This window comes from Simplicispira sp. GW247-4R2A (assembly GCF_059424465.1).
On the sequence record NZ_JBWKZM010000008.1, the window covers coordinates 17437 to 40929 of the forward strand.

Below are 23493 nucleotides of genomic sequence, written 5' to 3' on the forward strand. Positions count from 1 at the left end.
AAACAAAAGCGATTGTGCCGTTGGACAGGCGCTTACTGAAACGCCACTTCGGCAAAGCTGCGGAGCTTGCGGCTGTGCAGGCGGTGGATGCCCCCGGCGCGCAGGATGTCCACCGCGCGCATGCCGATGCGCAAATGCTGGTCCACGCGCTCGCGGTAGAAATGGTTGGCCATGCCGGGCAGCTTGATCTCGCCGTGCAGCGGCTTGTCGCTCACGCACAGCAGCGTTCCATAGGGCACGCGAAAGCGAAAGCCGTTGGCGGCGATGGTGGCGCTTTCCATGTCCAGCGCCACCGCGCGGCTCTGGCTGAAGCGCCGCTGGGGCGTGTTGTCGGGCAGCAGCTCCCAGTTGCGGTTGTCGGTGCTGGCGACCGTGCCGGTGCGCATGATGCGCTTGAGCGCGCCGCGCTCCATCTGCGTCACGTCGGCCACGGCCTGCTCCAGCGCCACCTGGATCTCGGCCAGCGCGGGAATGGGCACCCACAGCGGCAGTTCTTCGTCCAGCACATGGTCTTCGCGCACGTAGGCGTGCGCGAGGACGTAGTCGCCCAGCTGCTGGGTGTTGCGCAGGCCCGCGCAGTGGCCCAGCATCATCCAGGCGTGGGGGCGCAGCACGGCGATGTGGTCGGTAATCGTCTTGGCGTTGGCCGGGCCGACACCGATGTTGACCATGGTGATGCCGCTGCGGTCGGCGCGCACCAGGTGGTAGCCGGGCATTTGTGGCAGGCGGGGCGGCGGCGCACCGAGGTCGTCCACGTCCTGCGCCGGCAGGCCTGTGCGGCGCGTGACCACGTTGCCGGGTTCGACGAAGGCGATGTACTCGCTCTCGGGGTTGGCCATTTCGGCGTGGCCCAGGCGCACGAACTCGTCGATGTAGAACTGGTAGTTGGTGAACAGCACGAAGTTCTGGAACCACTCGGGCGCCGTGCCGGTGTAGTGGCGCAGGCGGTGCAGCGAGTAATCCACGCGCGGTGCGGTGAACAGCGACAGCGGCTGCGCCTCGCCCGCCCGCGGCCGCCAGGTGCCGTTGGCGATGCCATCGTCCATGGCGGCCAGGTCGGGCAAGTCAAAGCGGTCGCGCATCAGCATGCGCCGCTCGGCGCTGAGCTGGCCTTCGACGTGGTCGTGCTCGGCAAACGAGAAGTGAATGGGAATCGGGTGCGTGCTCAGCCCGACCTCCAGCTCCACGCCGTGGCTCTTGCGCAGCAGGCGCAATTGCTCGGTGTAGTAACCGCCGAACAGGTCGGGTCGGGTGAGTGTGGTTTCGAAGGTGCCAGGCCCCTCGACGAAGCCATAGGCCAGCAGCGTATCGGCGCGTGCCACCGTAGTGGTGTGCAAGCGCACGTAGGGGTAGAAGGCGCGCACGCGCTCGGGCACGTCCTCGCCGGCCACGAAGCGCTGCATGGCGCCGCGCAGGTGCTCAATTTGTTGCTGGTAGAGCAGTTGGACTTGGGCGACGGCCGCGTCCGGGTCAGAGAAGTGGGCGGCGGGAACGGGGGCAGTGGTGAGCGGCATGCGCGCTATTGTGTACGCGCTGCAAGACGGCTTGGTGTCAACGCTGCCGGCGCTGTGCCAGCCAGGCGCGCGTCTGCAGCGCGTCCATAGGGCGTGCAATGCCGTAGCCCTGGGCCAAGTCACAGCGCAATTGCGTGAGAAGCGCTTGTTGCGCCGGCAGCTCTACGCCCTCGGCCACGGTGCGCAGCTTGAGGCTGCGGCCCAGTTCGATGATGGCGGTGACGATGGCGACATCGTCGCTTGAGTTTGGCGTATCCAGGACGAAGGAGCGGTCGATCTTGAGCTTGTCGAGCGGATAGCGCTTGAGGTAGGAGAGCGACGAATAGCCGGTGCCAAAGTCGTCGATCGCGATGCCCACGCCCAGCGCTTTGATCGTCTGCAGCGTCTGCAGCACCTGCTCGCTTTGCTGCATCAACACGGTTTCGGTCAGCTCCACTTCGAGAAACTGCGGCTGCAGGCCGGTTTCCGCAAGCACTGCGGCAATTTCCCCGGCCACGTCGCGCTGGCGAAATTCGAATGCCGAGAGGTTTACGGCCACTGGCACTTGTGGCAGGCCCGCGTCGTGCCAAGCCTTCAACTGACGGCAGGCTTCGCGCATCACCCAGCGACCGATGGGTGAGATCAAACCATGCGTCTCGGCAAAAGCGATGAATTTGTCCGGTGCCAGCAGGCCTTGGCGGGGATGCTGCCAGCGCACCAGCGCCTCGAACCCGGCGAGCGCGCCATCGGCCATTTGCACGACGGGCTGGTAATGCAGCACGAACTGGCTCTCTGCAATGGCTGTGTGCAGTTCCCGCTGCAATTGCAGCGATGCCATCGCATGATCGGCCATGCCTGGGGTGCTGAACTGGTGGTGGCCGCGGCCGCTGTCCTTGACCTGGCGCAGTGCCGCTTCTGCCTGGCGCAGCAGGCCGGCTGGAGTCTGCTCGTCGTCCGGGAACAGGCTGATGCCAATAGAGACGGACTGGCACACGCTGGTATCAGCCATCTCAATGGGTTCGGCCAGGCAGCGAAAGAGCTCGTCGGCCAAGCCTGCGGCTGTCGTACGGTCGGCACTTGGCAACACCACGACGAATTCGTCGGCGCCGGGCCGGGCAATGAACCCCCGCTCGGCCACGCACCCACGCATGCGCTCGGCCACCGCGCAGAGGATCTGGTCGCCAGCGCTGTGGCCCAGCGAGTCGTTGATCGTCTTGAAATGGTCGAGGTTGAGGTACAGCAATGCCACCTGGCGCTGGCGAGGGGTCTGCGCAGTGCGGGCCTGGGCCAGCGCCAGGGCCAACTGGTCGAGCAGCGCGCGGCGGTTGAGCAGCTTGGTCAGCGCGTCGTGCAGTGCAAGAAAAGCTTCGCGCTCCTGCATGCTCTTGCGCGCGCTGATGTCGCGCGCTACCACCACGCGGTAGTCGGCACCCTGCTGGGGCATGGTTTTGCCGATGACTTCCACTGGGATTTCGTGCCCATCGCGGTGGACGATGCACACCTCGTACAGGTATTCGCTGCCGTGGCTGGTGTAGTCCTGTGCAATGGGGCGCCAGGCGGGGGCGATGAAATCGAACATGGTGCGCCCTACCACCTCGTCTTGAGACAGTCCGGTGAGCCGGGTCATCGCCTCATTGCAATCGAGCACCACGCCGTCGCTGTGGAACATGATGGCTTCTTCCGTGGCCTCGGCAAACTTGCGCATGCGCTCTTCGCTCTCGCGCACCGCACGCTCTGCCGCCCAGCTCGCCGTGCACTCGTTGGTGACCGAGAGCACGCCGTCAGGCGCGCCGTCTGCACCGAAATGTGGGGTGAGGGTGACGCTGAACATGCGCACGCTACCGTCGTTAGCGCGCCGTTCGTGCAGGTATTTGACGCGCTCGCCGCTTCGACAACGTTCGGCATTTACGGCAACCTCAGCCCATTGGTTCGCGCCGATGACTTCCTCAGGCATTTTCCCGAGAATCGACAGAATGGAGAAGCCGTTCGCCTGCGCGTACGCGAGATTGGCAAAGCGGCACTGCCTGCTGGGAAGCTCGTAATACGCAATCTGCCCGCCCAGCGATTCTGCAAGGGCGTGCAGCAGCTCAGCGGCGCCGGGGCTTGCGGCGTCCTGGGGTGCGGCAGCTTGCGTGGTTTCGGTCATCGAATCCGTTTGGCGGGTGGCTGGCCTGCATACCGCAGGTCCGGGGTCGCAACAATAGCTTACATGGCGTGCGCTTGGTTTGCCTACGGGTTTGTGCCAAGACAAATGATGAACACGTTCTTAGGTAACGCGGAGCGTTTTGGACCTTTTTAGGGGGCACCGGATAATCCGCGCATGACCTCTCCATCTGCGCAACATGCGCTCGGCTTCGACACGCTTGCGCTCAACCCCGCGACTCTCGCCAATTTGCAGCAGCTCGGCTACCTGCAGATGACCCCTATCCAGGCTGCCAGCCTGCCGCCCGCGCTGCTGGGCAAGGACCTCATCGCCCAGGCCAGCACCGGCAGCGGCAAGACCGCCGCCTTTGGCCTGGCGCTGCTCGCGCGTTTGAACCCGCGCTGCTTTGGCGTGCAGGCGCTGGTCTTGTGCCCCACGCGCGAGCTGGCTGATCAGGTCAGCGAAGAAATCCGCCGCCTGGCGCGCGGCACGGACAACGTCAAGGTCGTCACGCTGTGCGGCGGCGTGCCGCTGCGCGGCCAGGCGCAAAGCCTGTCGCATGGCGCGCACATCGTCATCGGTACGCCTGGCCGTGTGATGGACCATCTTGAGCGCCAGCACCTGGCGCTGGACCAGCTCAATACCCTGGTGCTCGATGAGGCCGATCGCATGCTCGACATGGGTTTCTTCGACGACATCGCCACCGTGGCGCGCCAGTGCCCGAAAAACCGCCAGACGTTGTTGTTCTCAGCCACCTACCCGGAAGGCATCGCCAAGCTCAGCCAGCAGTTCATGAAAGAGCCGCAACGCATCACCGTGCAGGCGCAGCACAGCGCCGGGAAGATCGAGCAGCGCTGGTACGAGGTGAAAAACTCTGAGCGTTTGCATACCGTGTCCCTGCTGCTCGCGCACTTTCGACCCGAATCGTCGATTGCCTTCTGCAACACCAAGCAGCAGTGCCGGGACCTGGTGGCGGTGCTGCAGGCGCAGGGCTTCAGTGCGCTGGCGCTCTACGGCGAACTGGAGCAGCGCGAGCGCGATCAGGTGTTGGTGCAGTTTGCCAACCGCAGTTGCTCGGTGCTGGTAGCCACCGACGTGGCGGCGCGTGGCCTGGACATCGCCGATTTGGTCGCCGTCATCAATGTGGACGTGACGCCCGATGCCGAGGTACACATCCACCGCATCGGCCGCACCGGCCGGGGCGACGCCGAGGGCTTGGCGCTCAACCTGGTCAGCATGGACGAAATGGGCAGTGTCGGAAAAATTGAAGTGCTGCAGGGCCGCGCGTCGCAGTGGCAGCCGGTGGCTGAACTCACCCCCAGCGGCAGCGGGCCGCTGGTGCCGCCCATGGCCACCATCCAGATCATTGGTGGGCGCAAGGAAAAGATCCGCGCTGGCGACGTGCTGGGCGCGCTCACCGGCGACATGGGCTTTGCCCGCGAGCAGGTGGGCAAGATCAACGTCAACGCGTTCTCGACCTATGTGGCAGTCGAGCGTGGCATCGCCGAGCAGGTGGTCTCGCGCCTCAACGCCGGGCGTGTCAAAGGCAAGAGCGTGAAGGCGCGGCTGGTGGCGGAGGGCGGATGATCAGCCTGCTGCAGCGCGTGCGTGAGGCGCGCGTCGAAGTGGCGGACGAAGTCGTCGGCCAGATCGGGCCGGGCCTGCTGGTGTTGGTCTGTGCCGAGCGCGGCGACACCGAAGCCGAGGCCGACCGGCTGCTGGCCAAACTGCTCAAGCTGCGCATCTTCAGCGACGACGCCGGCAAGATGAACCGCAGCGTCCAGGACACCGGGGGCGGTCTGCTGCTGGTGAGCCAATTCACCCTGGCCGCAGACACCACAAGCGGCAACCGCCCAGGCTTTTCGCAGGCCGCTGCACCGGGCGAAGGGCGCAGGCTGTTCGACTACTTCGTTGCCCAAGCCCGTGCTGCGCACCCTGAGGTGCAAACCGGGCGCTTTGCCACCGAGATGCAGGTGCATTTGGTCAACGATGGGCCGGTGACGATTCCGCTGCGCATGGCGCCTATCGGCGCCTGATGGCTTTGTTGAATAAACAACCGATGCGCAGACTTGCCAATAAAGCTAGCGTCACTCTGGCCTAAAACGTATACGTTGCACCTAAGCCGACCAGAACGTTGCGGCCAGGGGCTGGCTCGAAAAAGCGACGGGAACCTTCATTGACAATAACCGAGCCAGAATAATTTCTGTCTGTTAAGTTATCAATTCGAACAAATTCTCTGATTGCCCAGTGGCCAAATTTCTGGAGCAGCGAAGCCCTCAAATTGAGAAGATCGACATGAGGTGCGGCATCGCTGTTGGTGTCGTTCACATACATCTTCCCCACATGGCGCCATTCCAGCGCGGTTTCCAGGCCCCAAGCCTGGTACTGCCAAGCCAGTTCACCATAAAGACTGGCGCGAGGAATCCCAGGAATTCTATTTCCGCCGGCAATCAACGTATTCGGCGTGGTGCAGGGTGCGGCAACACAAGTCATGAAACTACTGCCGTACGTCGCATTCAGATACGTCGCAGCCAGGTACGTCGACCATCCCTTTCCCCAGTGACCTGACAGCGCAGCCTCAATGCCGTCTCGTTGCGTATTCCCTGAATTTTGGTAGGTACTGCGGCCGCCAGAGTTGCTTAACACCACAATTTCATTGGCTGTATTCGCTCGGAAGTAGGCCGCATTCAAGTGCCAGTTCGGCATGAATTCGGATTTCATTCCAATCTCCCATTGCCGGCTGGTCGCGCTCTGCAAGCCGAAATTCAGCCCTGTTCCACCATTGGCACGATAGGCCAATTCATTGAGCGTCGGCGTTTCAAAGCCTCGCCCTGCCGAAGCGTAGAGGTTCAAGGCATCGTTGACATGGAACACTACGCCAAGTGCTGGTGTAGTCGCCTGATATTTTACGAAACCGCTGTCATCGCCATTGCCGGTAACAATATACCGATCCTGCGAGTCAAATGACACCTGCGAATGCCGCAACCCCGCGGAAACACTCCATCGTTCCGCAATTTCCCATTGTCCTTGCACGTATTGGTCAAACGCATCCACCGTATTGAGCTCGTCACGCCTCAGCGCTCCTTGCACTCCGAGCACAGAGCCAACAAAGTTTTGAAAACCGAGCCTTGACTGATTCATTCGATCAGTGGACAGGCCAGCCGTCAATGTCAACGGTTTTCCCAATAATTTGGATTTGTCAATCCAGCGCGCGTCCAGCCCCTGATACCGACTGCCAAGATCAATCACGCCGCCCGGCTGCGTAACCGATGCCTGGGTTGCCACGGGAATCGACTGGAACTGCTCAGCACTGCGTGTGCCGGAATAGGCGGCAATGTGGAACGACTGTCCGCCACTCAAACGTTGATCAAGTACGATGCCGCCTTGAAGCTGATTCACCGATTTGCGTGTATTGAATAGAGATGCGCTAGCTGTCGCCTGACGCGGATTGGCAAGCATTTCCGTTCGCGTAAGTCCGAGCGGATCCTGAACGCCAGGCATATTCACGCTGTTAATTACGAATGTCCAGTGGGTGTCATCACTGACGGTATATTTCACCTTGCCATTGAAGTTTTCCCGCGTCGCAGCGCTGTGATCGCGGTAACCATCGGTGCCAAACCTGGCGGCGCTGATGTTGTACTGCGCGGCACCCTGTGTCCCACTCAATTTCACGCCTGTGCGCTGTACGCCATTGCTGCCCCAAGTGGTGGCGAGGTCGGCCACAGTCTGCGGGCCTCCGTCGGCGGTGAACAGGCTGATCACTCCGCCTGAGGAATTGCCGTAGAGCGCCGAAAATGGTCCACGCAGAACTTCAATTCTGGCAGCCGAAGCCAAATCGAAATTCGACACCTGACCTTGCCCGTCTGGAAAACTTGCTGGAATGCCGTCGGCATAAAGTCTCAGACCCCGTACGCCGAAGGTGGAACGTGCGCCAAACCCCCGCGAAGAAATTTGTATGTCCTGTGCGTAGTTCTGGCGATTATTTGCCATGATACCGGGGACTCTGTCTAAAGTCTCGGACAGATTAACCTGTAATTCCGCGTTTTGAAGTGTCGAGGCATCGATCACATCGACGGAAGCGGGTGTATCAAACGCCGATTGCTCCACTCCAGGTGTGGCGATGGTCACAATTGGACCCAAAGAAGGCTCGGCTGGTGCGGGGGCGGTCTGCCCAAGTACCTGTACTGCGGCGCTCATTGCAGCGAGAAAGACAGCGGTTTTTACCTTCCTATGATCTGGAAGAGCACAAGCAATTTGAGGCATAAGATTTACTCTAGGATCTGGCAGTAAATCTGATTACTGCGTAAAAAGAGGGTGAATGATATTGGAAATAAAGGGGCGACACTTTTTTGTGATTGGCTTATGCTTTTGAGTGTTCTGGAAATTTAGTTGATACTAAACCCTCTATTTTAGATTTTCACTGCAAACAGATAAGCTGGGTACGAGTACTCAGATATTACACGCCGCCAGTTGATTATTGCTTGAGGGTTGCGATTGAAAGATAATCAATTCGCACCATAGTGGTTTGGATTATCTAATGATATTCATATCGCGCACCACTTCGTTTCCAGCGGCGCTGAGCTATATTTTGGAATAAAGAGAAGCCGCTATTTACGCCTAAAATTCAAGAGCTGTATGGAATTTATCTATGTATATTTGCCTCTATTTCCACCGGAAGCAGCATTTCCTGGACACGCCAACTGCTCCAAAGACTTACCCCGTAAGTCCGCTCCGTAGCTGTCACGCCGCCGACAGGAAGCGAGGCTACCCAGCCGACCGTGATGTCCCAGCCAAATGCCGCTACGCCCAGTGACACGTGTTAGCGATACCGATCTAAAATTGGCGGCGGAATGGGTGCTGAGTGGCGGATGGTTACTGGCGAATGGGGCTTGCGTTTGGCATCGTTTGTCCGCTGCCCCATGGAAGCATGCGCTTGATCACCCCGTCGCGCCGCAACGCGTGATGAAGCGCGCCCAGAACGTGCAGGGCAAGCAAAAACATCAGCGTCCACACAGCGCCCTTGTGCAGGTTGTTGAAGATGGCATTGAGGGTGGCGTTCTCTGGCCAGCCGATCGAGGGAAACAGCAGCCCGAAAAACTTCAATGAATGATTGGTGAATGAGGCCGACAGAAGGCCCGCCAACGGCGCAAGTACCAGCAGGAAATAGAGCCCACGGTGAACGACGGCAGATAATTTTCGCTCCCATGGCCGCAGCTGTGTCGCCACAGCGGGCGGGGCATAAAAGCGCCGCCAGACGATACGAATGAAAACCAGCACCAGCGCGCACAGACCAAGCGATTTGTGCAGCGCATAAGGCGCTGTCCGCACCGGGCCCTTGGGCAGATCGGTCATCATCCAGCCGATGATCAGCAAAGCGATGACCAGTGCGGCGTGGAGCCAATGCAGAAAAATCGCCGACCGGTTATAGCGTTCGCTACTCACTGCGCTCATGGAATAGTTACCTCCCAAGGCAATTCGCCCAATGGCGCATAGACCAGTGTGAGCAGAACTGCGGCGTTGATCGCTGAGGCGCAATGTCTGAGCCGCATGCTCAACTTTCTGGCAACTGGTAAGTGATGCCGTACTGGCTAAAAATACGCGCCACCGTTCCATCTTCTTGCAGGCTGGTCAGCGCGGTTGTCAGCGCTTGAGCGAGCCGCTCCTCATGCTTTCTGACGGCCATGGCGAGCGGCCACTTGCTTGGGCGCAGTTCCAGCATTTTGACGAGACTGATCGGGTAGTCCGGGTCGTTCTTCAGGGCCGCTTCAAGCTCTGCTCTGGGCGCCATTACCGCGGCCACTTCACCGCCCCGCATGCCGGCCACTGCCAATGCAACGCTGCGGTAATGCACAACATTGTCTCGTAATCGACCGTTAAGAACACCCATCAGAAACGAATCTGAACCGGAAGTCCCTTCGACACCAACTTTCTCGTGTGTGAAGACATTCAGCGCTACCGCAGATGAGCCCGAGGGTTCTGGCACACGCGAGGCGATGCGCGCGAGTGCGACCGTTTCAACATGATAGGGCCCGAAGATCCGTACTTGATCGTTCTGCGCAGCGAGGTACCGATCCAGCGGTACATGCAGCATCACATCGCCTGGTTGGGCTCCGAGGTAGTGCCCTTTCCAAACCATATTGCGCAGGTCACCGTTCATATCCTCGTCAGCCGTGAACCATGCAATCTCGGCTTTTACGCCGAGACGTTCAGCCAAGGCCTTGCCGAGATCAACATCTATTCCCCGGTCATCGAAAGAGTAGGGCGGAAAATTGTTATAAACGGCAACGCGCAGACGACCCTTTTGGCGTATATCGTCCAACCCGTCGGCCAGCGCAGGCAGGACGGCTGTCATGCCCAACGCACCCAGAGCAGCAAGCCACTGGCGGCGCTTAATTGTTGACATGGACCGACTCCAACCAGGCGCGAATCGCCCACATGGCTTCTTGCGAGAAAACGCCCTCAAACGGCGGCATATAAACCCGGCCGTCGCGTGTAGAACCGTGACGAATACGGTTAAGGAATATCTCGTCACCTTCGTCACCAGTAGGCAAGTAGCGCAAATCGGGTGCAATACCCCCGGATTCGGCCTCAAGGCCGTGGCAACGAGCGCAATTCTGGTTATAGCCGGATGCGCCAATATGGATTGCAGTTTTATCACCGCGATAGGGGTTGGACTTAAGCCATGCAGTGCCGACTGGTTTCAGCCCAGCCGTATCTACCGGCTGCGGGGTAACGTCGCCGTGGGCCACGGCGGAACCGGCGGCCAGGCCCAGCGTTACAGATAGAAGCAGGTGGAAAATGGATTTTTTTGAAGTAGTCACTTTGTCTCCTTGGATATAAAAATAGACTGTGTTTGGGATGGCCGACACAAAACGGCAAGGCATGCTAAAGGTGGGAGAAAACTTGGTTTATTGGGGTCTATAGGGTTAGCATCTTTCAGATGAGGCAATATGCAGCTGCTTTGCTCGGCCTGTGCATGGCTGTCTCCCCCTTATTTGGACTGTTGGAGCCGTTTTTTTGCGGCCTGCCCTCTGTTTTCAAGCGCAAGCATCTGTGTACCTGCATTGATGTATGCCGCGCTATCCCCTGTATTGGCAGCGTAAACGACATCTTGCCAAGGCACCGCTGCGTGATTTTCTGGCTCGAATACGTTTCGGGATCGCGGTCTTTGTCTGTATTCCTGGTCGGACTGGCGGCCACAATCGAGCTGCCATCTATGGTGGTGGCCGCCTTGGGCAGCAAATCTTGAATCTTGAGGAGGTCGCGGGCGGCGGCGAGAATCTGATCCATCCGTTGACGTTTCTCTAGCCAGTGGCGGAACCTCAGCAGCGTGCTTTCATCAAGTGAAGCAAGGAGCCTAACCAGTGCAGTCCAACGAATTGCGCGCAGCATCTGGGCACGGAATTCCGGTTGGCGGGTTGTTGGGGTGATCTGGTTCAGATCAAAGCTGATTTGCTTCATGAGCAAAGAGGAGGCCATTGCGGGCTGACGTCTGCCAGAGCAGGGAGCTGTTTTGCTGAAAATGCCAGGTGTCGTGAGTTCGAAGTAGCTTGAGAAATGAAAGATGTCGGAACCGCCGTCGGGCACGGCGCGGACCATGGCGATAGCAGCAGCTTTCGCGCAGATTTGCAGTGCGGCACGGCGGCGATTTTCAGCATCTTTCTGATACAAATTTTGAGTGATCGACCCGTTTCGGGTCGATCAGAGCGTCAAATGCTGATCAAGACTTGTGCAGCTTGAACACCCATACCGAACCGCCTTGTTCGAGGAAATTTACGCGTTTGGCAACGTCGCCGCCCCACAGCGGAACCGCACCGCCCCAGCCGGCTGTCACAGCGATGAACTGTTCGCCGTTCGCTTCCCACGTGACGGGAGGTGCCACGATGCCGGTACCGGTCTGGAAGGACCACAGTTCCTTGCCGGTCTTGGCATCAAGTGCCTTCAGGAAACCTTCCGGCGTACCGTGGAAGACCAGGCCGCCGCCGGTAGCCAGAACGCCACCCCACAGCGGGGCGTAGTTCTTGCTTTCCCAGACGATCTTGCCTGTGGCCGGATCGACAGCGCGCAGGGCACCGATGTAGTCGTCATTGATGGCTTTGATCGTGAACCCGGCTCCCAGATAGGCAGCGCCTTTTTTGTACGCCACGGGCTCGTTGTGAATCTCCATCGACCACTCGTTGGCCGGAACATAGAACAGGCCGGTTTGCGGGCTGTATGCCATCTGTTCCTGGTTCTTGCCGCCAAGGAAGCCTGGTGCTGCGAATGCTTCAGTACCGGCTTTGCCGTCGGCACTTTTTGCCGGATCGCCAGGACGGGACTCGTCGTTGTAGACAGGGCGGCCCGTTTCCAAGTCGATTTTCTTGGCCCAGGTAATTTTTCGGACGAACGGGAAGGCGTTGAGCAGCTTGCCATTGGCCCGGTCGTTTACGTAGAAGAAGCCGTTTCGATCCGCCTTGCCGCCAGCTTTGACGATCTTGCCGGTTTTCGGATCCTTGTAGTTGAAGGAGACGAATTCGTTTGCGCCGTCATAGTCCCAGCCATCGTGGGGCGTGTTCTGGTAATGCCAGACGATCTTGCCGGTATCGGGGTCGATGGCGACGGTCGAGCATGAGAACAGGTTGTCGCCGGGGCGGTTCCAGCTGTTCCACGGGGCCGGGTTGCCTGTGCCGACGAAGAGCAGGTTGGTTTCCGGATCGTAGGTAGCGCCGTTCCAGGTAGATGCGCCGCCGGTTTTCCAGAGATCGCCAGGCCAGGTTGCGTTGGTTGTGCCGGAGATGCCGTTTTCAATCTTGTTGCCGTCCTTGTCGAAGGTATAGCCCATGTGGCCTTCGACCGTCGGACGTGTCCACAACAGCTTGCCGGTCATCGGATCGCGGGCGTCGATACGACCCACGACGCCGAACTCGCTCCCGGACACGCCGGTGATCAGCTTGCCGTTGGCAATGATCGGTGCTGCGGTGGAAGAGTAGCCGGCTGCGTAGTCTTCCAGCTTTTCTTTCCAGACCACTTTGCCGGTGTCTTTGTCAAGCGCGACCAGTTGCGCATCAAGCGTGCCGAAGATCACCAGGTTGCCGTACAGTGCGGCGCCGCGGTTTACCACGTCGCAGCAAGGCATGATGCCATCGGGCAGGCGGTGCTCATACTTCCACAGCTTCTTGCCAGTCATGGCGTCGAACGCAAAGATCCGGCTGTAAGAGGCGGTGACGAACATCTTGCCGTCGCTGATGAGCGGCTGCGATTCCTGACCGCGCTGTTTTTCGCCGCCGAAGGACATGGTCCAGACGGGCGTCAGGTTCTTGACGGTTTTCGTGTTGATGGAGTTCAGCGCGCTGTAGCGCTGACCCTGAGTGCCGAGGCCGAAGCTCACGACGTCTCCGGGGGTCTTGGCGTCGTTGAGAATGTCTGCAGTTGTCACGTCCTTCGCCTGGGCTGTGCCCAGCGAGCCGGCGCCAAGTACGGCTGCAGCTGCCAGTGCCAAAACGAACGGCACCCTGTTGTTTTTGCCCGTCTGTTTCATCGAATCGTCTCCTTGGTTGTATTTCCGAAGCGGAACAGATGCCCACCAGAAAGCAGTATCAGCCCCGTGGGCGAGAACTCAAGCAAGCAGCGTGCCAGAATGATGACGGGTGATTTGTCCCTGAGGCTGTGGCCGGCCGGCCAGGAAATACGGCGTCTAAGGCAATGCTGATTAAGTCCCTCACGCGCCGCGCATCCGTCCCTCGGGCGGTCTGCGGCGTTGCAAATCCTCGCCATCGCAGCGACTTATTCAGCATCGCCCTAATTCCCAGTGGGCCCGAGTTTCGGTCGAGCGCCGAAGCTGCAGCCGTTACAGGCGCAGCAGGTCTGGACAGTTCGCCTGTTTCAAATGGCGTCAACTGCTCCAAAGTGCGACAGGTGCTCCGCAAGCGAGGCCGGTAGGGTGACCGCCCCGCCACCATTCTTTCCCCCTGCGACTGCAGTGCTCCGGCCTACGCTGTATCGGTTTCCGCTAAAGGTATTCAGGGCACGGTAGGCACGATGCTTGCTGTCTTGTTGGCCATTGCACCGTGGGATAGCGCGGCAAAGTCTGCTTCAGGCCCCGTGCACCGCCGAATAGATGGGTCTTCGGGGCATCGGCAACGCAGCCAGTGAAGGTCTTCACCATTCCATTGGTCTTAATGGGAGTGGGCCGGGAAATGCTCCGGTGACAAGCATGTTGCCTATGCGGTCTCATGGGTAGTCCCCGTCGGCTCAAGAGGAGAAACCACCGTGCGCCGTTTTACGCCAAGTCTGCATACCCGCATCAGTTTCGTGCTGACGGCGCTCGCTGGCGTGCTTGTATTGGCGCTGGGTAGCTTGTGGCTGACGCAAAGCCGGAAATCCATCCACGAGGAAGTCGAGGCTGCCAGTCGGGTCGCCCAGCAGTGGCTGAACGTTGCTGCTCGCCAGGCGCGCTCCGATCCACCGGTCTGGAGCAGTGAGCAGCTGCTCTCGCATGTGCAGGCGGTCGGGCGGATTCGCGCCAACGCGCTGGAAGTGCTCGATAGAGCCGGGAATCAGGTCTACCTGTCACCACAGCCTGTTTACAAGGCTGGGCGCGCTGCTCCCGGCTGGTTTTCGGCCATCGTCGACCCGCAATTTGCCACCCATTTGATCAATGCGGGTCCGTTGACGCTGATCCTTCATCCGGACTCCTCGCGCGCGATACTCGATGCCTGGGACGACCTGCGCTTGATAGCAGGATGGGCTGTGGTATCGCTCATCGCGCTGTTCTTTGCGGTACGCCTTGCGCTGCGCCGCGCGCTACGCCCGCTCGGCGTGGTCATGGCGGCGCTCGACCGTACCGGACGTGGCCGTTTCGACACGCGTCTGCCGGTTTTTCCGGTGCCGGAACTCGGGCGCCTGGCCTGCGCGTTCAACGGCATGGCCGACCGCCTTGCCGAAGCGGTCAATGACAACGTGCGGCTGGAAACCGAGCATGAGCTGACGGAACGCGTGCAATTGCGACTGGAGGCCGAACGCGGCAACATCGCTCGCGAACTGCATGATGAGCTGGCGCAAGGCATCACTGCCGTGCGTGCACTGGCTGGTGCGATTGCACAGCGCACCAGCGAACATCCGGTCGTGAACGGGTACGCGCAAAGCATTGTTGCCGTGACTGGGCAGATGCAAGACGGCGTGCGCGATATCCTTCATCATCTGCGCCCGGATGCCAGAGGCGGGCGCGTCAACATGGAGGAAATGCTGCGGCGTTATCTCGATGTCTGGCAACAGCACTATCCCGATATTGCCCTAGGCACGACGCTGGAGGCGGGCCTCCAAGACGTCAGCGACGACTTCGCTCAGGTGCTGCTGCGCATTGTTCAGGAAGGTCTGACCAACGTTGCACGTCATGCGGCAGCCAGCCGCGTTGATGTGCACCTGCGCCAACTACAACAGGGGCGGGAATGCCGCCTCGAACTCTGCCTGGTCGACAACGGCCGTGGCCTTGGGGCGCCATCAAAATTTTCCGGCTGCGGCCTCGGCTTGAGCGGCATGCGCGAACGCGTCGCGGCGCTGTTGGGTGAGTTGCATTTCGACAGCGTGGCCGGTGGAGGTACTCGCCTCTGTGTCTTGTTGCCGGCCAACCCATAAGTACCCGGGAGAAAGTGCCATGACCCTGTGCCTTGCCAGTCAGAAAATCCTGATCGCCGACGACCACGCGATCGTGCGCATGGGGTTTCGTGCGCTCCTTGAGGGCGCCGGGGCTTGCGTAGTGGGTGAGGCCGAAACTGGCGAACAGGCCGTGCGCCTGTATGGCGAATTGTTACCTGACATGCTGGTGATGGATATTTCGATGCCCGGAATCGGCGGGCTGGCCGCCCTTGAGCGCCTGCGCGCCCGCTATCCCAACGCCCGCGTGCTGATACTTTCGGCGCATCAGGACGCGGTGATCCCGGTGCGCGCCCTGAAGGCCGGCGCGCTGGGCTACCTCTGTAAACGCAGTACACCCGCTGAGTTTCTGCGGGCCGTCGGGCAGGTGGCGAAGAATCAGCGCTATATCGATCCGGAACTGGCGCAGGAGGTCGCGCTGGCGCAACTCTCGGGTACCGCCGACCCGGCTGAAACGCTTACCGAAAAGGAGTTTGCGGTTTTCCTTCAGTTGGCCAAAGGGCGTTCGGTGGGGGATATCGCCAGTGATTTCAATGTCAGCGCCAGTACCGTCGGAACGCATCTCTACCACATCAAACAGAAGCTCAATGCAAGCAATGCCGCCGAACTGGCGGTCCTCGCCATGCGCGCCGGGTTGATGGAGGCATGAGCGCGATGACCGGGCCATTTTTTCCGGAGACGGTGCCGTTCCGCACGCTCCGTCTCGCGGTTGGTGACGGTCATGTGTTGCATGTCGAGGAATGTGGGCGGCCGGAAGGTGTTCCGGTCGTTTTTCTGCATGGCGGTCCGGGGAGTGGCTGTTCGCCGGCTCAGCGCCGTTTCTTCGATCCCGAACGTTTTCGTGCCGTGCTCTTCGATCAGCGCGGCTGCGGCCGGAGCACGCCACTTGGTTGCCTGCAGGCCAACACCACTGCGCACCTGCTGGCCGACATCGAACGTATCCGCGAGGCACTCGGCATCAAGCGCTGGATCGTTTTCGGTGGCTCCTGGGGCAGCCTTCTCGCTCTGGCTTACGCGCGACAGCATCCAGAGCGGATCGCCGGCCTTGTCTTGCGTGGCATCTTCCTCAGCTCGGCCGACGAGTTGCAGCGTTATGCCCAGGGAGCCGATCACAGCGTACCGCAGGCCTGGGAGGCTTTTGCCTCCGGCGTGCCAGCCGCCGAGCGCGGCGACCTGCTGCACGCCTACACCAGCCGTCTGCTGAGCCGCGATCTTTTAGTGAGGCAGGGGGCGGCGCGGCATTGGATCGACTATGAACGCGCCTTAATGGGCGAAGCTCCGCTGGCCAGCATTCCCGACGCCCGGCAACTGGCGAAGACCGCCGTGCTGGCGCACTACCTCGTGCAGCGCTGCTTTGTCGACGCCGCCGAACTGCTTGCCAGTTGCGCCTGCTTTCGGCACCTCCCGGCAGTCATCGTGCAAGGCAGTGAGGATCCGGTTTGTCCCCCGCGCACCGCCATACGCTTGCATCGCGCCTGGCCCGAAGCCGAGTGGCGACTTGTTGCCGGTGGTCGGCATGGCGCTTCGGCACCGGACATTGCCGCTGCCTGTATCGCTGCGCTTGGAAGTATTGCGAGCTGCAGCGGCTGAGTCCGCGTTTCCTGCATCATGAAATTCTCGGGCCGTCGTCCTAGGTGATGTGCGACGAAAAACCCATGCCTATGGTGTCGTCGGGTACATGGGGCATCGGCCTGATCGACGAGTGCCTGCGCGCCCTCAAAGCAGCCGACCTGAAGCCTATGCAGCTGTCACTGTGGGCAATGAGCGCCAAACCAACCGACGAACGGGTCGGAGCGCGGGTGCATAGATTGGAGCGGGAAGCGGTGCACACCATCAAGGCGCACGATTTTCCGAGGATGTTGACCATGCCAGTCTCGCGCACCGTTGTTCATTCGCGGTTCGTGCTTTTGATGGTGGGGCGATGGGCCTCTTGTGGAAAACCCTTGGTGGTACAGAAATTGCAACCTAAGGCACACGATGTCTCATTGCTGAACGGTCTTCCATGCACCTTGTGCGTTTTGTCATCAAGTTGTTCCTTCGGATTCCGGGTCTCGCCGGGTACCTCGGCACCGCGAGCTTCTTGCTGCTGGTCGCCTCGTCGGCGCACGCGGTTACGCTTGATCGGGAAAAGCTGGCGGCATATTTTCCCGAACCGCTGATCGTCGGAGAAAAAGACCCCGAGCTGCCGGTGTGGCCCCTGTTTCGCCAGATGCGAAGCGACAAGGGCTGGGGCGACCCTGTTGCGGTCGGCTTTGCATTCGAATCGCTTGACTTCGCTCCGGTGCCAGGCTTCTCAGGTACGCCCATCAACCTGCTGATTGCACTCGACAACAAGGGGGAATTCCTGGATGTCAAGGTTCTTTCCCAGCACGAGCCGGTCTTTGTTGAAGGGCTCGGCCCAGCTCCCTTGGACAGGTTCGTCAAACAGTACCAGGGACTGGGAATCACGCAGAGCATCAAGATTGGCTCCAACTCGAACAAGACCGGCCAGGCGGATAGCGCCAATGTCTTCATCGATGGTGTCGCCAAGGCCACCGCCTCGACGCGTATCGTGAACCAGAGCCTGCTGTCAGCCGCACTCAAGGTGGCGCGCGCCAGGCTCGGCTTTGCCCTCGGCACAGACCCGGATCTGGTTGGCCGCATCAAGACCCATCTGTACCAGCCCATGGATTTTTCGGCGCTGGAGCGGGCCGGCCTCGTGACCCGCAAAACCCTGCTGAACAAGGACGTGGAAGCCGCGTTCAAGGGCACAGTGGGCGAACGCCAGGATGAGATTGCACGGCGCGAGCCCGACGCCGTATTCACACAGCTCATGGTGCTGTACCTCAATGTGCCCAGCGTGGGGCGCAATGTGCTGAGCGACAAGGCATGGAAATACCTCATGGGCTGGATCGAGCCCGGTGACCACGCCTTCCTGGTGGCCACGCGTGGGCGCTACAGCTTTGTCGGCGACAACTACATTGCGGGTGCAGTGCCGGACCGTCTTACCTTGACACAGTCTGGCCTGCCGATCGAATTGCGCGACCTCAACATCGAGGGATCCCCCAAGCTGCCAGCCGACTGGCGCGGCCCGGACGTGCAGTGGCGTGTGTTCAAGGTCATCAGCCAGGCCAGTCTGGACCCTTCGCAGCCCCTGGACTTCGCGCTGAGCGTGACCCGTGAAAAAGGCCAGATGTTTCCCGAGAAGGCGCGCAAGGATTTCGTGCTCAAGCTGCGGCTTCCGTCCGACTACTTTGACGTTTCTGCTTCCGACAACAAGACCTGGCACGCCCTCTGGACCGACCGCGCCTGGGAGATCGGCGTGCTGTGTGCGGCGCTGGCGCTGCTCACCGTGTTGCTCGCCCGCCCCAAGTGGGTCACCGCGTCGCCGCGGCGCATGGCGCAGGTCCGTACTGCGTACCTGCTGTTTACCCTGGGCTTCATTGGCTGGTATGCGCAAGGCCAGTTGTCCATTGTCAACTTCACGGCCGCTATCCAGGCACTGCGGGCCGGACGCAGCCTCGACTTCTTCCTCTACGACCCGATGACGGTACTGCTGTGGGCCTATGTAGTGATTTCGCTGCTGCTCTGGGGGCGCGGCACCTTCTGCGGCTGGCTCTGCCCGTTTGGCGCACTGCAAGAGTTCATCGCCAAGATCGCACGCGCACTCGGGCTGCCGCAGCGGCGTCTGCATACCCGCACCGACAAGCGCTTGAAATACCTCAAATATGGCGTTCTTGCGGTGGTGATTGCCATGCCCTTCATGTCAGCGCCCTGGACCGACAAGGCCGTGGAGGTCGAACCTTTCAAGACTGCGATCACGCTGGGGTTTCACAGATCCTGGCCATTCGTTCTGTGGGCTGTCGCCTTGCTCGCGTTCAGCGCCTTTGTCTACCGGGGCTTTTGCCGCTACTTGTGCCCGCTGGGTGCAGGGCTGGCAGTGCTGGGCCGTGTGCGACTGCTGAACTGGCTGCCGCGCCGCGCCGAATGCGGCCAACCGTGCCAGACCTGCCGCCACCGCTGTGAGTACCAGGCCATCGAACCGCAAGGCAAGATTGACTACGACGAGTGTTTCCAGTGCCTGGACTGCGTGGTGATCTATGAGAGCGACAAGCTGTGCACTCCGCTCATTATCCAAAAGCGCAATAGCCGGGTGATACCCGTGCAGCCCGTGCCCGTCCCGACGGCGGCCTCCGGCACGGACGCCTAAAGCAATAAGGCCAAAGATGCAAAGACGCCATTTTCTGTTCGCGACCCTTGGTGCGGCTGCCAGTACTGCGCCGCATGCGGTTCCAGCCGCACCCCTGCACTGGCGCCAGCGTGTGATGTTGGGCCTGGGCACCACGTTGACCTTGCGAGCCGCGCACTCTGACAACGCACAGGCCGAGGTCGCGCTCGACGCGGCGGTGGCGGCCATCCGGCGCGTCGAAGCTTCCATGAGTCTGTACCGACCGGACAGCGAGCTGGTGCGGCTCAACCGTCAGGGCTACCTGGAACGCCCCAGCGCCGATCTGCTCAAGGTGTTGCGCGCCGCACAGATGGTGTCCCGGCGCAGCAACGGTCGGTTCGACCTGAGCGTGCAGCCGCTGTGGGCATTGCACGCCAAAGCCCAGAGTGAAGGGCGCGAGCCTACCGCGGCCGAAATCCACGCCGCACAGCAATGCGTGGGCTGGCAGTCTCTGGAGGTGGGCGAGCAGCGCATTGAGCTGCGTCGCCCCGGCATGGCCCTTACCTTCAACGGCATTGCGCAGGGCTATGCGGCGGATGCGGCCCGCGAAGCGCTGCGCAACCATGGCATTGCCAATGCCCTGATCGATGCCGGCGAATATGCGTCGCTGGGTCGGAATGAACATGGCCAGGCGTGGACCTTGGGCATTGAAGACCCGCACGACGAACAGCGACTGGTGGCCACGCTGCGCGGAGATGGCCGTGCCGTGGCCACTTCAGCCGACAACCGAAGTGCCTTCACGGCGGATCACAAACACCACCATATCTTCGATCCGGCCACGGGCGACTCACCGCCCGATCTGAGCAGCGTCACCGTGCTGGCGCCCAGCGCAATGATGGCCGACGCCCTCACCAAAGTCATGTTCGTCGCGGGTCCGCAGCAGATTCCCCAGCTCGCCAAGCGCTGGCAAGTGGGCGTGCTGTGGGTGGACAAAGCTGGCCGCTGGGAGGCGACTGCCGATGTGCTCCTGGCCTGAAAGTGTGAGCTCGGCCAGACGATCGATCCAGCCGTTTCGTGGGGTTTCTGCGGCCAAATTGTTGAAGGTGGGTTGAGCTGTGCCAAGCCGGAAATCGCCTCTACCCCCAGGAGGCACTGTTGTCGTCTGATTCGTCCGCACCGTGGGGTTCTTGTTCCCTCCCTTTCAAGACGGCTGGCACAGTGTTCAAGGCATTAGTTGGTAGAACAGATTTTTTGCCCCAAACGCATTGACGCCGGGAAGTTTTCCCGGGTTTTGTGCAGGCAATTCCCGGGCTTTGCGGGAGTTCCGTTCCTATAGTTGACTTGGAAAACCCATGCTAAGCCGCATGAACACCGCGTTGGAGACGGGATTACTCGATGACCGCGACAGTAGTTGTCGAAACGGCTGCAGGTGCGCGAAATACCGGTGTAGATCGGCTGGTTCGGGTGGTTGGGTGAATTTTGCAGGGTCAACTTTGTCGTTCGCATGCACTGCCCTACCAGATTCGCCCGCCAGCCATACAGAAAAAATCAGGACACCTTATGCAACATCCGTTACTTCACTGTGGGCCATGGCCCCGTACTTCTATCGCACTGGCACTGGCGACCGCGTTCACTGCGCATGCCCAAGCGCAACAGGAAAATATACTGCCGGCGGTTGAGGTTGTCGGCAGTACGCCACTGCCTGGCATCGGCCAGCCACTCAGCGAGATCGCGGCGCCGGTGCAAACTGCCAAAAGCCGCGACATCGAACGCAGCGGTGCGCTGGACCTGGGCGATTTCATGAACCGCACGCTGGGCAGCGTGCATGTCAACGAAATGCAGGGCAATCCCTTCCAGGTGGATGTTAGCTACCGCGGCTACACCGCGTCGCCGCTGCTGGGCACGCCGCAGGGCTTGTCGGTGTACGTAGATGGGGTGCGCATGAACCAGCCATTTGGCGATGTGGTGAGCTGGGATTTGATCCCGCGCGCAGCGATCTCGTCAATGACGTTGATGCCGGGTTCCAACCCGCTATTTGGCCTGAATACGCTGGGCGGCGCGCTGTCGGTGCAGACCAAGGACGGCCGGAGCAATCCGGGCACCTCGCTGCAGACCACGCTCGGTAGCCATGCTCGGCGTGCGGTCGAATTCGAGCACGGCGGCTTTAACGACAAGGGGCTGGACTGGTATGTCACCGGCAACCTGTTCAAGGAGAACGGCTGGCGCGAAGATTCGCCGTCCGATGTGCGCCAATTGTTCACCAAGCTGGGTTGGCATGACAGCGCCACCGATCTGAAGCTGTCGCTGTCGCATGCCGACAATCAGCTGACCGGCAATGGCCTGCAAGAGCAAAGTCTCCTGGCGCTTGACCGCGCCAGCGTTTACACCATCCCGGACCAGACGAATAACCGCTCCACCATGCTCAATCTGGCGGGCAGCCACTCCGTCAATGACAATCTGCTGTTCTCCGGCAACGTGTATTACCGCGACATCAAGACATCAACCTACAACGGGGACATCAACGATGACTCGTTGGATCAGGCGGTTTATCAACCCAGTGCAGCCGATAGAGCGGCGCTGGCTGCGGCCGGCTACAGCGGTTATCCCGTCAGCGGCGCCAATGCATCCAACACCCCTTTTCCATCCTGGCGCTGCATCGCGCAAGCACTGCAAAACGACGAGCCGGCCGAGAAATGCAATGGGTTGATCAACCGTGGCCAGAATTCACAACAGAATTTCGGGCTGTCAGGCCAGCTCACCTGGCTGGGCGATCTGGCTGGCAAGCGCAACCAGTTGGTGACCGGCGCCGGCTATGACGCCAGTCGGGTGCGCTTCGTGCAATCCTCGCAGCTCGGCTATCTGAATCCGGATCGCAGCATTACCGGCGTCAGCGCGTTCGGCGATGGCGTCAGCGGCGGCAATGTGGATGGCGAGCCGTATGACACGCGGGTCAATCTGGCTGGCCGCATCCAGACCTGGAGCCTGTTTGCCAGCGACACCTTATCGATTCAGGACAACCTGCACTTGACGCTGTCGGGGCGCTACAACACGACATCCATCAAGAATCGCGACCAGATCCATGATGCCAGCGACAGCGCATCGCTCACTGGCGACAACCGCTTCTCACGCTTGAATCCGGCCATCGGTCTGACTTACAGCCCGGCCAAGACACTTAACACCTATTTGGGCTACAACGAAAGCAGCCGCGCGCCGACAGCAATCGAACTCGGTTGTGCCAATCCAGATCAGCCTTGCAAGCTGCCAAACGCAATGGCTGGCGACCCGCCGCTGAAGCAGGTCGTGACGCGTACTTTTGAGGCGGGCCTGCGCGGCATGTTGGCCGGCAATCTACGATGGAATGCAGGCGTGTTCAGTGCTGAAAATCATGACGATATCCAGTTTGTCGCTGACGATCAGGCCGGCTATGGTTACTTCAAGAATTTCGGCAAAACCCGGCGTCGCGGGTTAGAGCTGGGCCTGAGCGGCGAGATTGGCAAGTTGAATCTGGGCGCGCAATACACATGGCTCGATGCGACCTACCAGAGCGCCGAAACCGTCAATGGCAGCGGCAACAGTAGCAATGACGCAGCCATAGCGGGGAGCCCTGGAATGGACGGCACCATCAACATCCGGCCGGGTGACCGGATTCCGCTGATCCCGCGACAGATATTGAAACTGTTTGCCAATTATGCAGTGTCGCCATCCTTCACTCTCAACGCCACTGTGGTGGCAGTGTCAGGTGCATTGGCGCGTGGTAATGAGAACAACGGCAACCAACCAGACGGTAAATATTATCTTGGCTCAGGCCGTAGTGCCGGCTATGCGGTTTTCAATTTGGGCGGTAACTATCGCGTGACGCCACAGTTGCAGTTGTTGGCGCAAATCAACAACGTGTTCGACAGGCAGTACAACACCGCAGCACAATTGGGAGCGACAGGCTTCGATGCAAACGGTAATTTCGCGGCCCGACCGCTCGGCGGATCGGGTGCGGACGGCTATCCCCTCGTTCAGTCGGCGTTCTACGCGCCCGGCGCACCGCGCCAGATCTGGGTGGGGCTCCGGTATGCATTCCGCTAATT

16 protein-coding genes are annotated in these 23493 nt (G+C 60.5%); 8 read left to right on the top strand and 8 right to left on the bottom strand.

Annotated elements, in window-relative coordinates:
* Nucleotides 1-32: 32 nt before the first annotated feature.
* Nucleotides 33-1514, bottom strand: coding sequence for an AMP nucleosidase (locus AC07ZH_RS07435; protein WP_495199183.1), 1482 nt, complete (start codon nucleotides 1512-1514; stop codon nucleotides 33-35).
* Nucleotides 1515-1551: 37 nt separating this feature from the next.
* Nucleotides 1552-3639 carry a putative bifunctional diguanylate cyclase/phosphodiesterase gene (locus AC07ZH_RS07440; protein ID WP_495199184.1) on the bottom strand — a complete coding sequence of 696 codons (2088 nt, stop codon included), beginning with the start codon at nucleotides 3637-3639 and terminating at the stop codon, nucleotides 1552-1554.
* A gap of 174 nt (nucleotides 3640-3813) precedes the next feature.
* Between AC07ZH_RS07440 and dbpA the strand changes: the two genes are divergently transcribed.
* A complete protein-coding gene (dbpA, locus tag AC07ZH_RS07445) occupies nucleotides 3814-5223 on the top strand; it encodes an ATP-dependent RNA helicase DbpA (protein ID WP_495199185.1) in 1410 nt (469 codons plus the stop codon).
* Complete coding sequence (gene dtd / locus AC07ZH_RS07450) at nucleotides 5220-5672, top strand: D-aminoacyl-tRNA deacylase (protein ID WP_495199186.1); 453 nt, start codon at nucleotides 5220-5222, stop codon at nucleotides 5670-5672. The genes dbpA and dtd overlap by 4 nt, the downstream gene beginning before the upstream one ends.
* Before the next feature lie 61 nt (nucleotides 5673-5733).
* Here the strand turns inward: dtd and AC07ZH_RS07455 are convergent, their stop codons facing one another.
* From AC07ZH_RS07455 to AC07ZH_RS07480, 6 genes are all read right to left on the bottom strand, one after another.
* Nucleotides 5734-7833, bottom strand: a complete 2100-nt coding sequence (locus AC07ZH_RS07455; RefSeq protein WP_495199187.1) for a TonB-dependent receptor family protein — start codon at nucleotides 7831-7833, stop codon at nucleotides 5734-5736.
* A gap of 675 nt (nucleotides 7834-8508) precedes the next feature.
* On the bottom strand, nucleotides 8509-9087 hold the full coding sequence (locus tag AC07ZH_RS07460; protein ID WP_495199188.1) for a cytochrome b: 579 nt from the start codon (nucleotides 9085-9087) through the stop codon (nucleotides 8509-8511).
* Nucleotides 9088-9187: 100 nt separating this feature from the next.
* Nucleotides 9188-10039 (bottom strand): substrate-binding periplasmic protein, encoded by an 852-nt coding sequence (locus AC07ZH_RS07465; protein WP_495199189.1) that lies wholly within the window; start codon nucleotides 10037-10039, stop codon nucleotides 9188-9190.
* On the bottom strand, nucleotides 10026-10457 hold the full coding sequence (pedF, locus tag AC07ZH_RS07470; RefSeq protein ID WP_495199190.1) for a cytochrome c-550 PedF: 432 nt from the start codon (nucleotides 10455-10457) through the stop codon (nucleotides 10026-10028). The genes AC07ZH_RS07465 and pedF overlap by 14 nt, the downstream gene beginning before the upstream one ends.
* A 115-nt stretch (nucleotides 10458-10572) precedes the next feature.
* Nucleotides 10573-11307: a hypothetical protein gene (locus tag AC07ZH_RS07475; protein ID WP_495199191.1), complete on the bottom strand. Its 735-nt coding sequence runs from the start codon at nucleotides 11305-11307 to the stop codon at nucleotides 10573-10575.
* A gap of 49 nt (nucleotides 11308-11356) precedes the next feature.
* Nucleotides 11357-13153, bottom strand: coding sequence for a methanol/ethanol family PQQ-dependent dehydrogenase (locus AC07ZH_RS07480; protein WP_495199192.1), 1797 nt, complete (start codon nucleotides 13151-13153; stop codon nucleotides 11357-11359).
* 731 nt (nucleotides 13154-13884) lie between these two features.
* On the opposite strand from AC07ZH_RS07480, the gene AC07ZH_RS07485 reads away from it, so the two are divergent.
* The 6 genes from AC07ZH_RS07485 to AC07ZH_RS07510 all read left to right on the top strand — a co-directional run bounded on the left by AC07ZH_RS07485 (nucleotide 13885) and on the right by AC07ZH_RS07510 (nucleotide 23491).
* Nucleotides 13885-15249, top strand: coding sequence for a sensor histidine kinase (locus AC07ZH_RS07485; RefSeq protein ID WP_495199193.1), 1365 nt, complete (start codon nucleotides 13885-13887; stop codon nucleotides 15247-15249).
* 19 nt (nucleotides 15250-15268) lie between these two features.
* Nucleotides 15269-15916 carry a response regulator gene (locus AC07ZH_RS07490; RefSeq protein ID WP_495199194.1) on the top strand — a complete coding sequence of 216 codons (648 nt, stop codon included), beginning with the start codon at nucleotides 15269-15271 and terminating at the stop codon, nucleotides 15914-15916.
* A complete protein-coding gene (gene pip, locus AC07ZH_RS07495) occupies nucleotides 15913-16857 on the top strand; it encodes a prolyl aminopeptidase (protein ID WP_495199195.1) in 945 nt (314 codons plus the stop codon). Before AC07ZH_RS07490 ends, pip begins: the two co-directional genes overlap by 4 nt.
* A 412-nt stretch (nucleotides 16858-17269) precedes the next feature.
* Nucleotides 17270-19456 carry a 4Fe-4S binding protein gene (locus AC07ZH_RS07500; protein WP_495199196.1) on the top strand — a complete coding sequence of 729 codons (2187 nt, stop codon included), beginning with the start codon at nucleotides 17270-17272 and terminating at the stop codon, nucleotides 19454-19456.
* A gap of 16 nt (nucleotides 19457-19472) precedes the next feature.
* Entirely contained in the window at nucleotides 19473-20450 is a 978-nt protein-coding gene (locus AC07ZH_RS07505) for an FAD:protein FMN transferase (protein WP_495199197.1), read from the top strand.
* Nucleotides 20451-20974: 524 nt separating this feature from the next.
* Nucleotides 20975-23491 (top strand): TonB-dependent receptor, encoded by a 2517-nt coding sequence (locus AC07ZH_RS07510; protein ID WP_495199198.1) that lies wholly within the window; start codon nucleotides 20975-20977, stop codon nucleotides 23489-23491.
* Nucleotides 23492-23493: the final 2 nt, after the last annotated feature.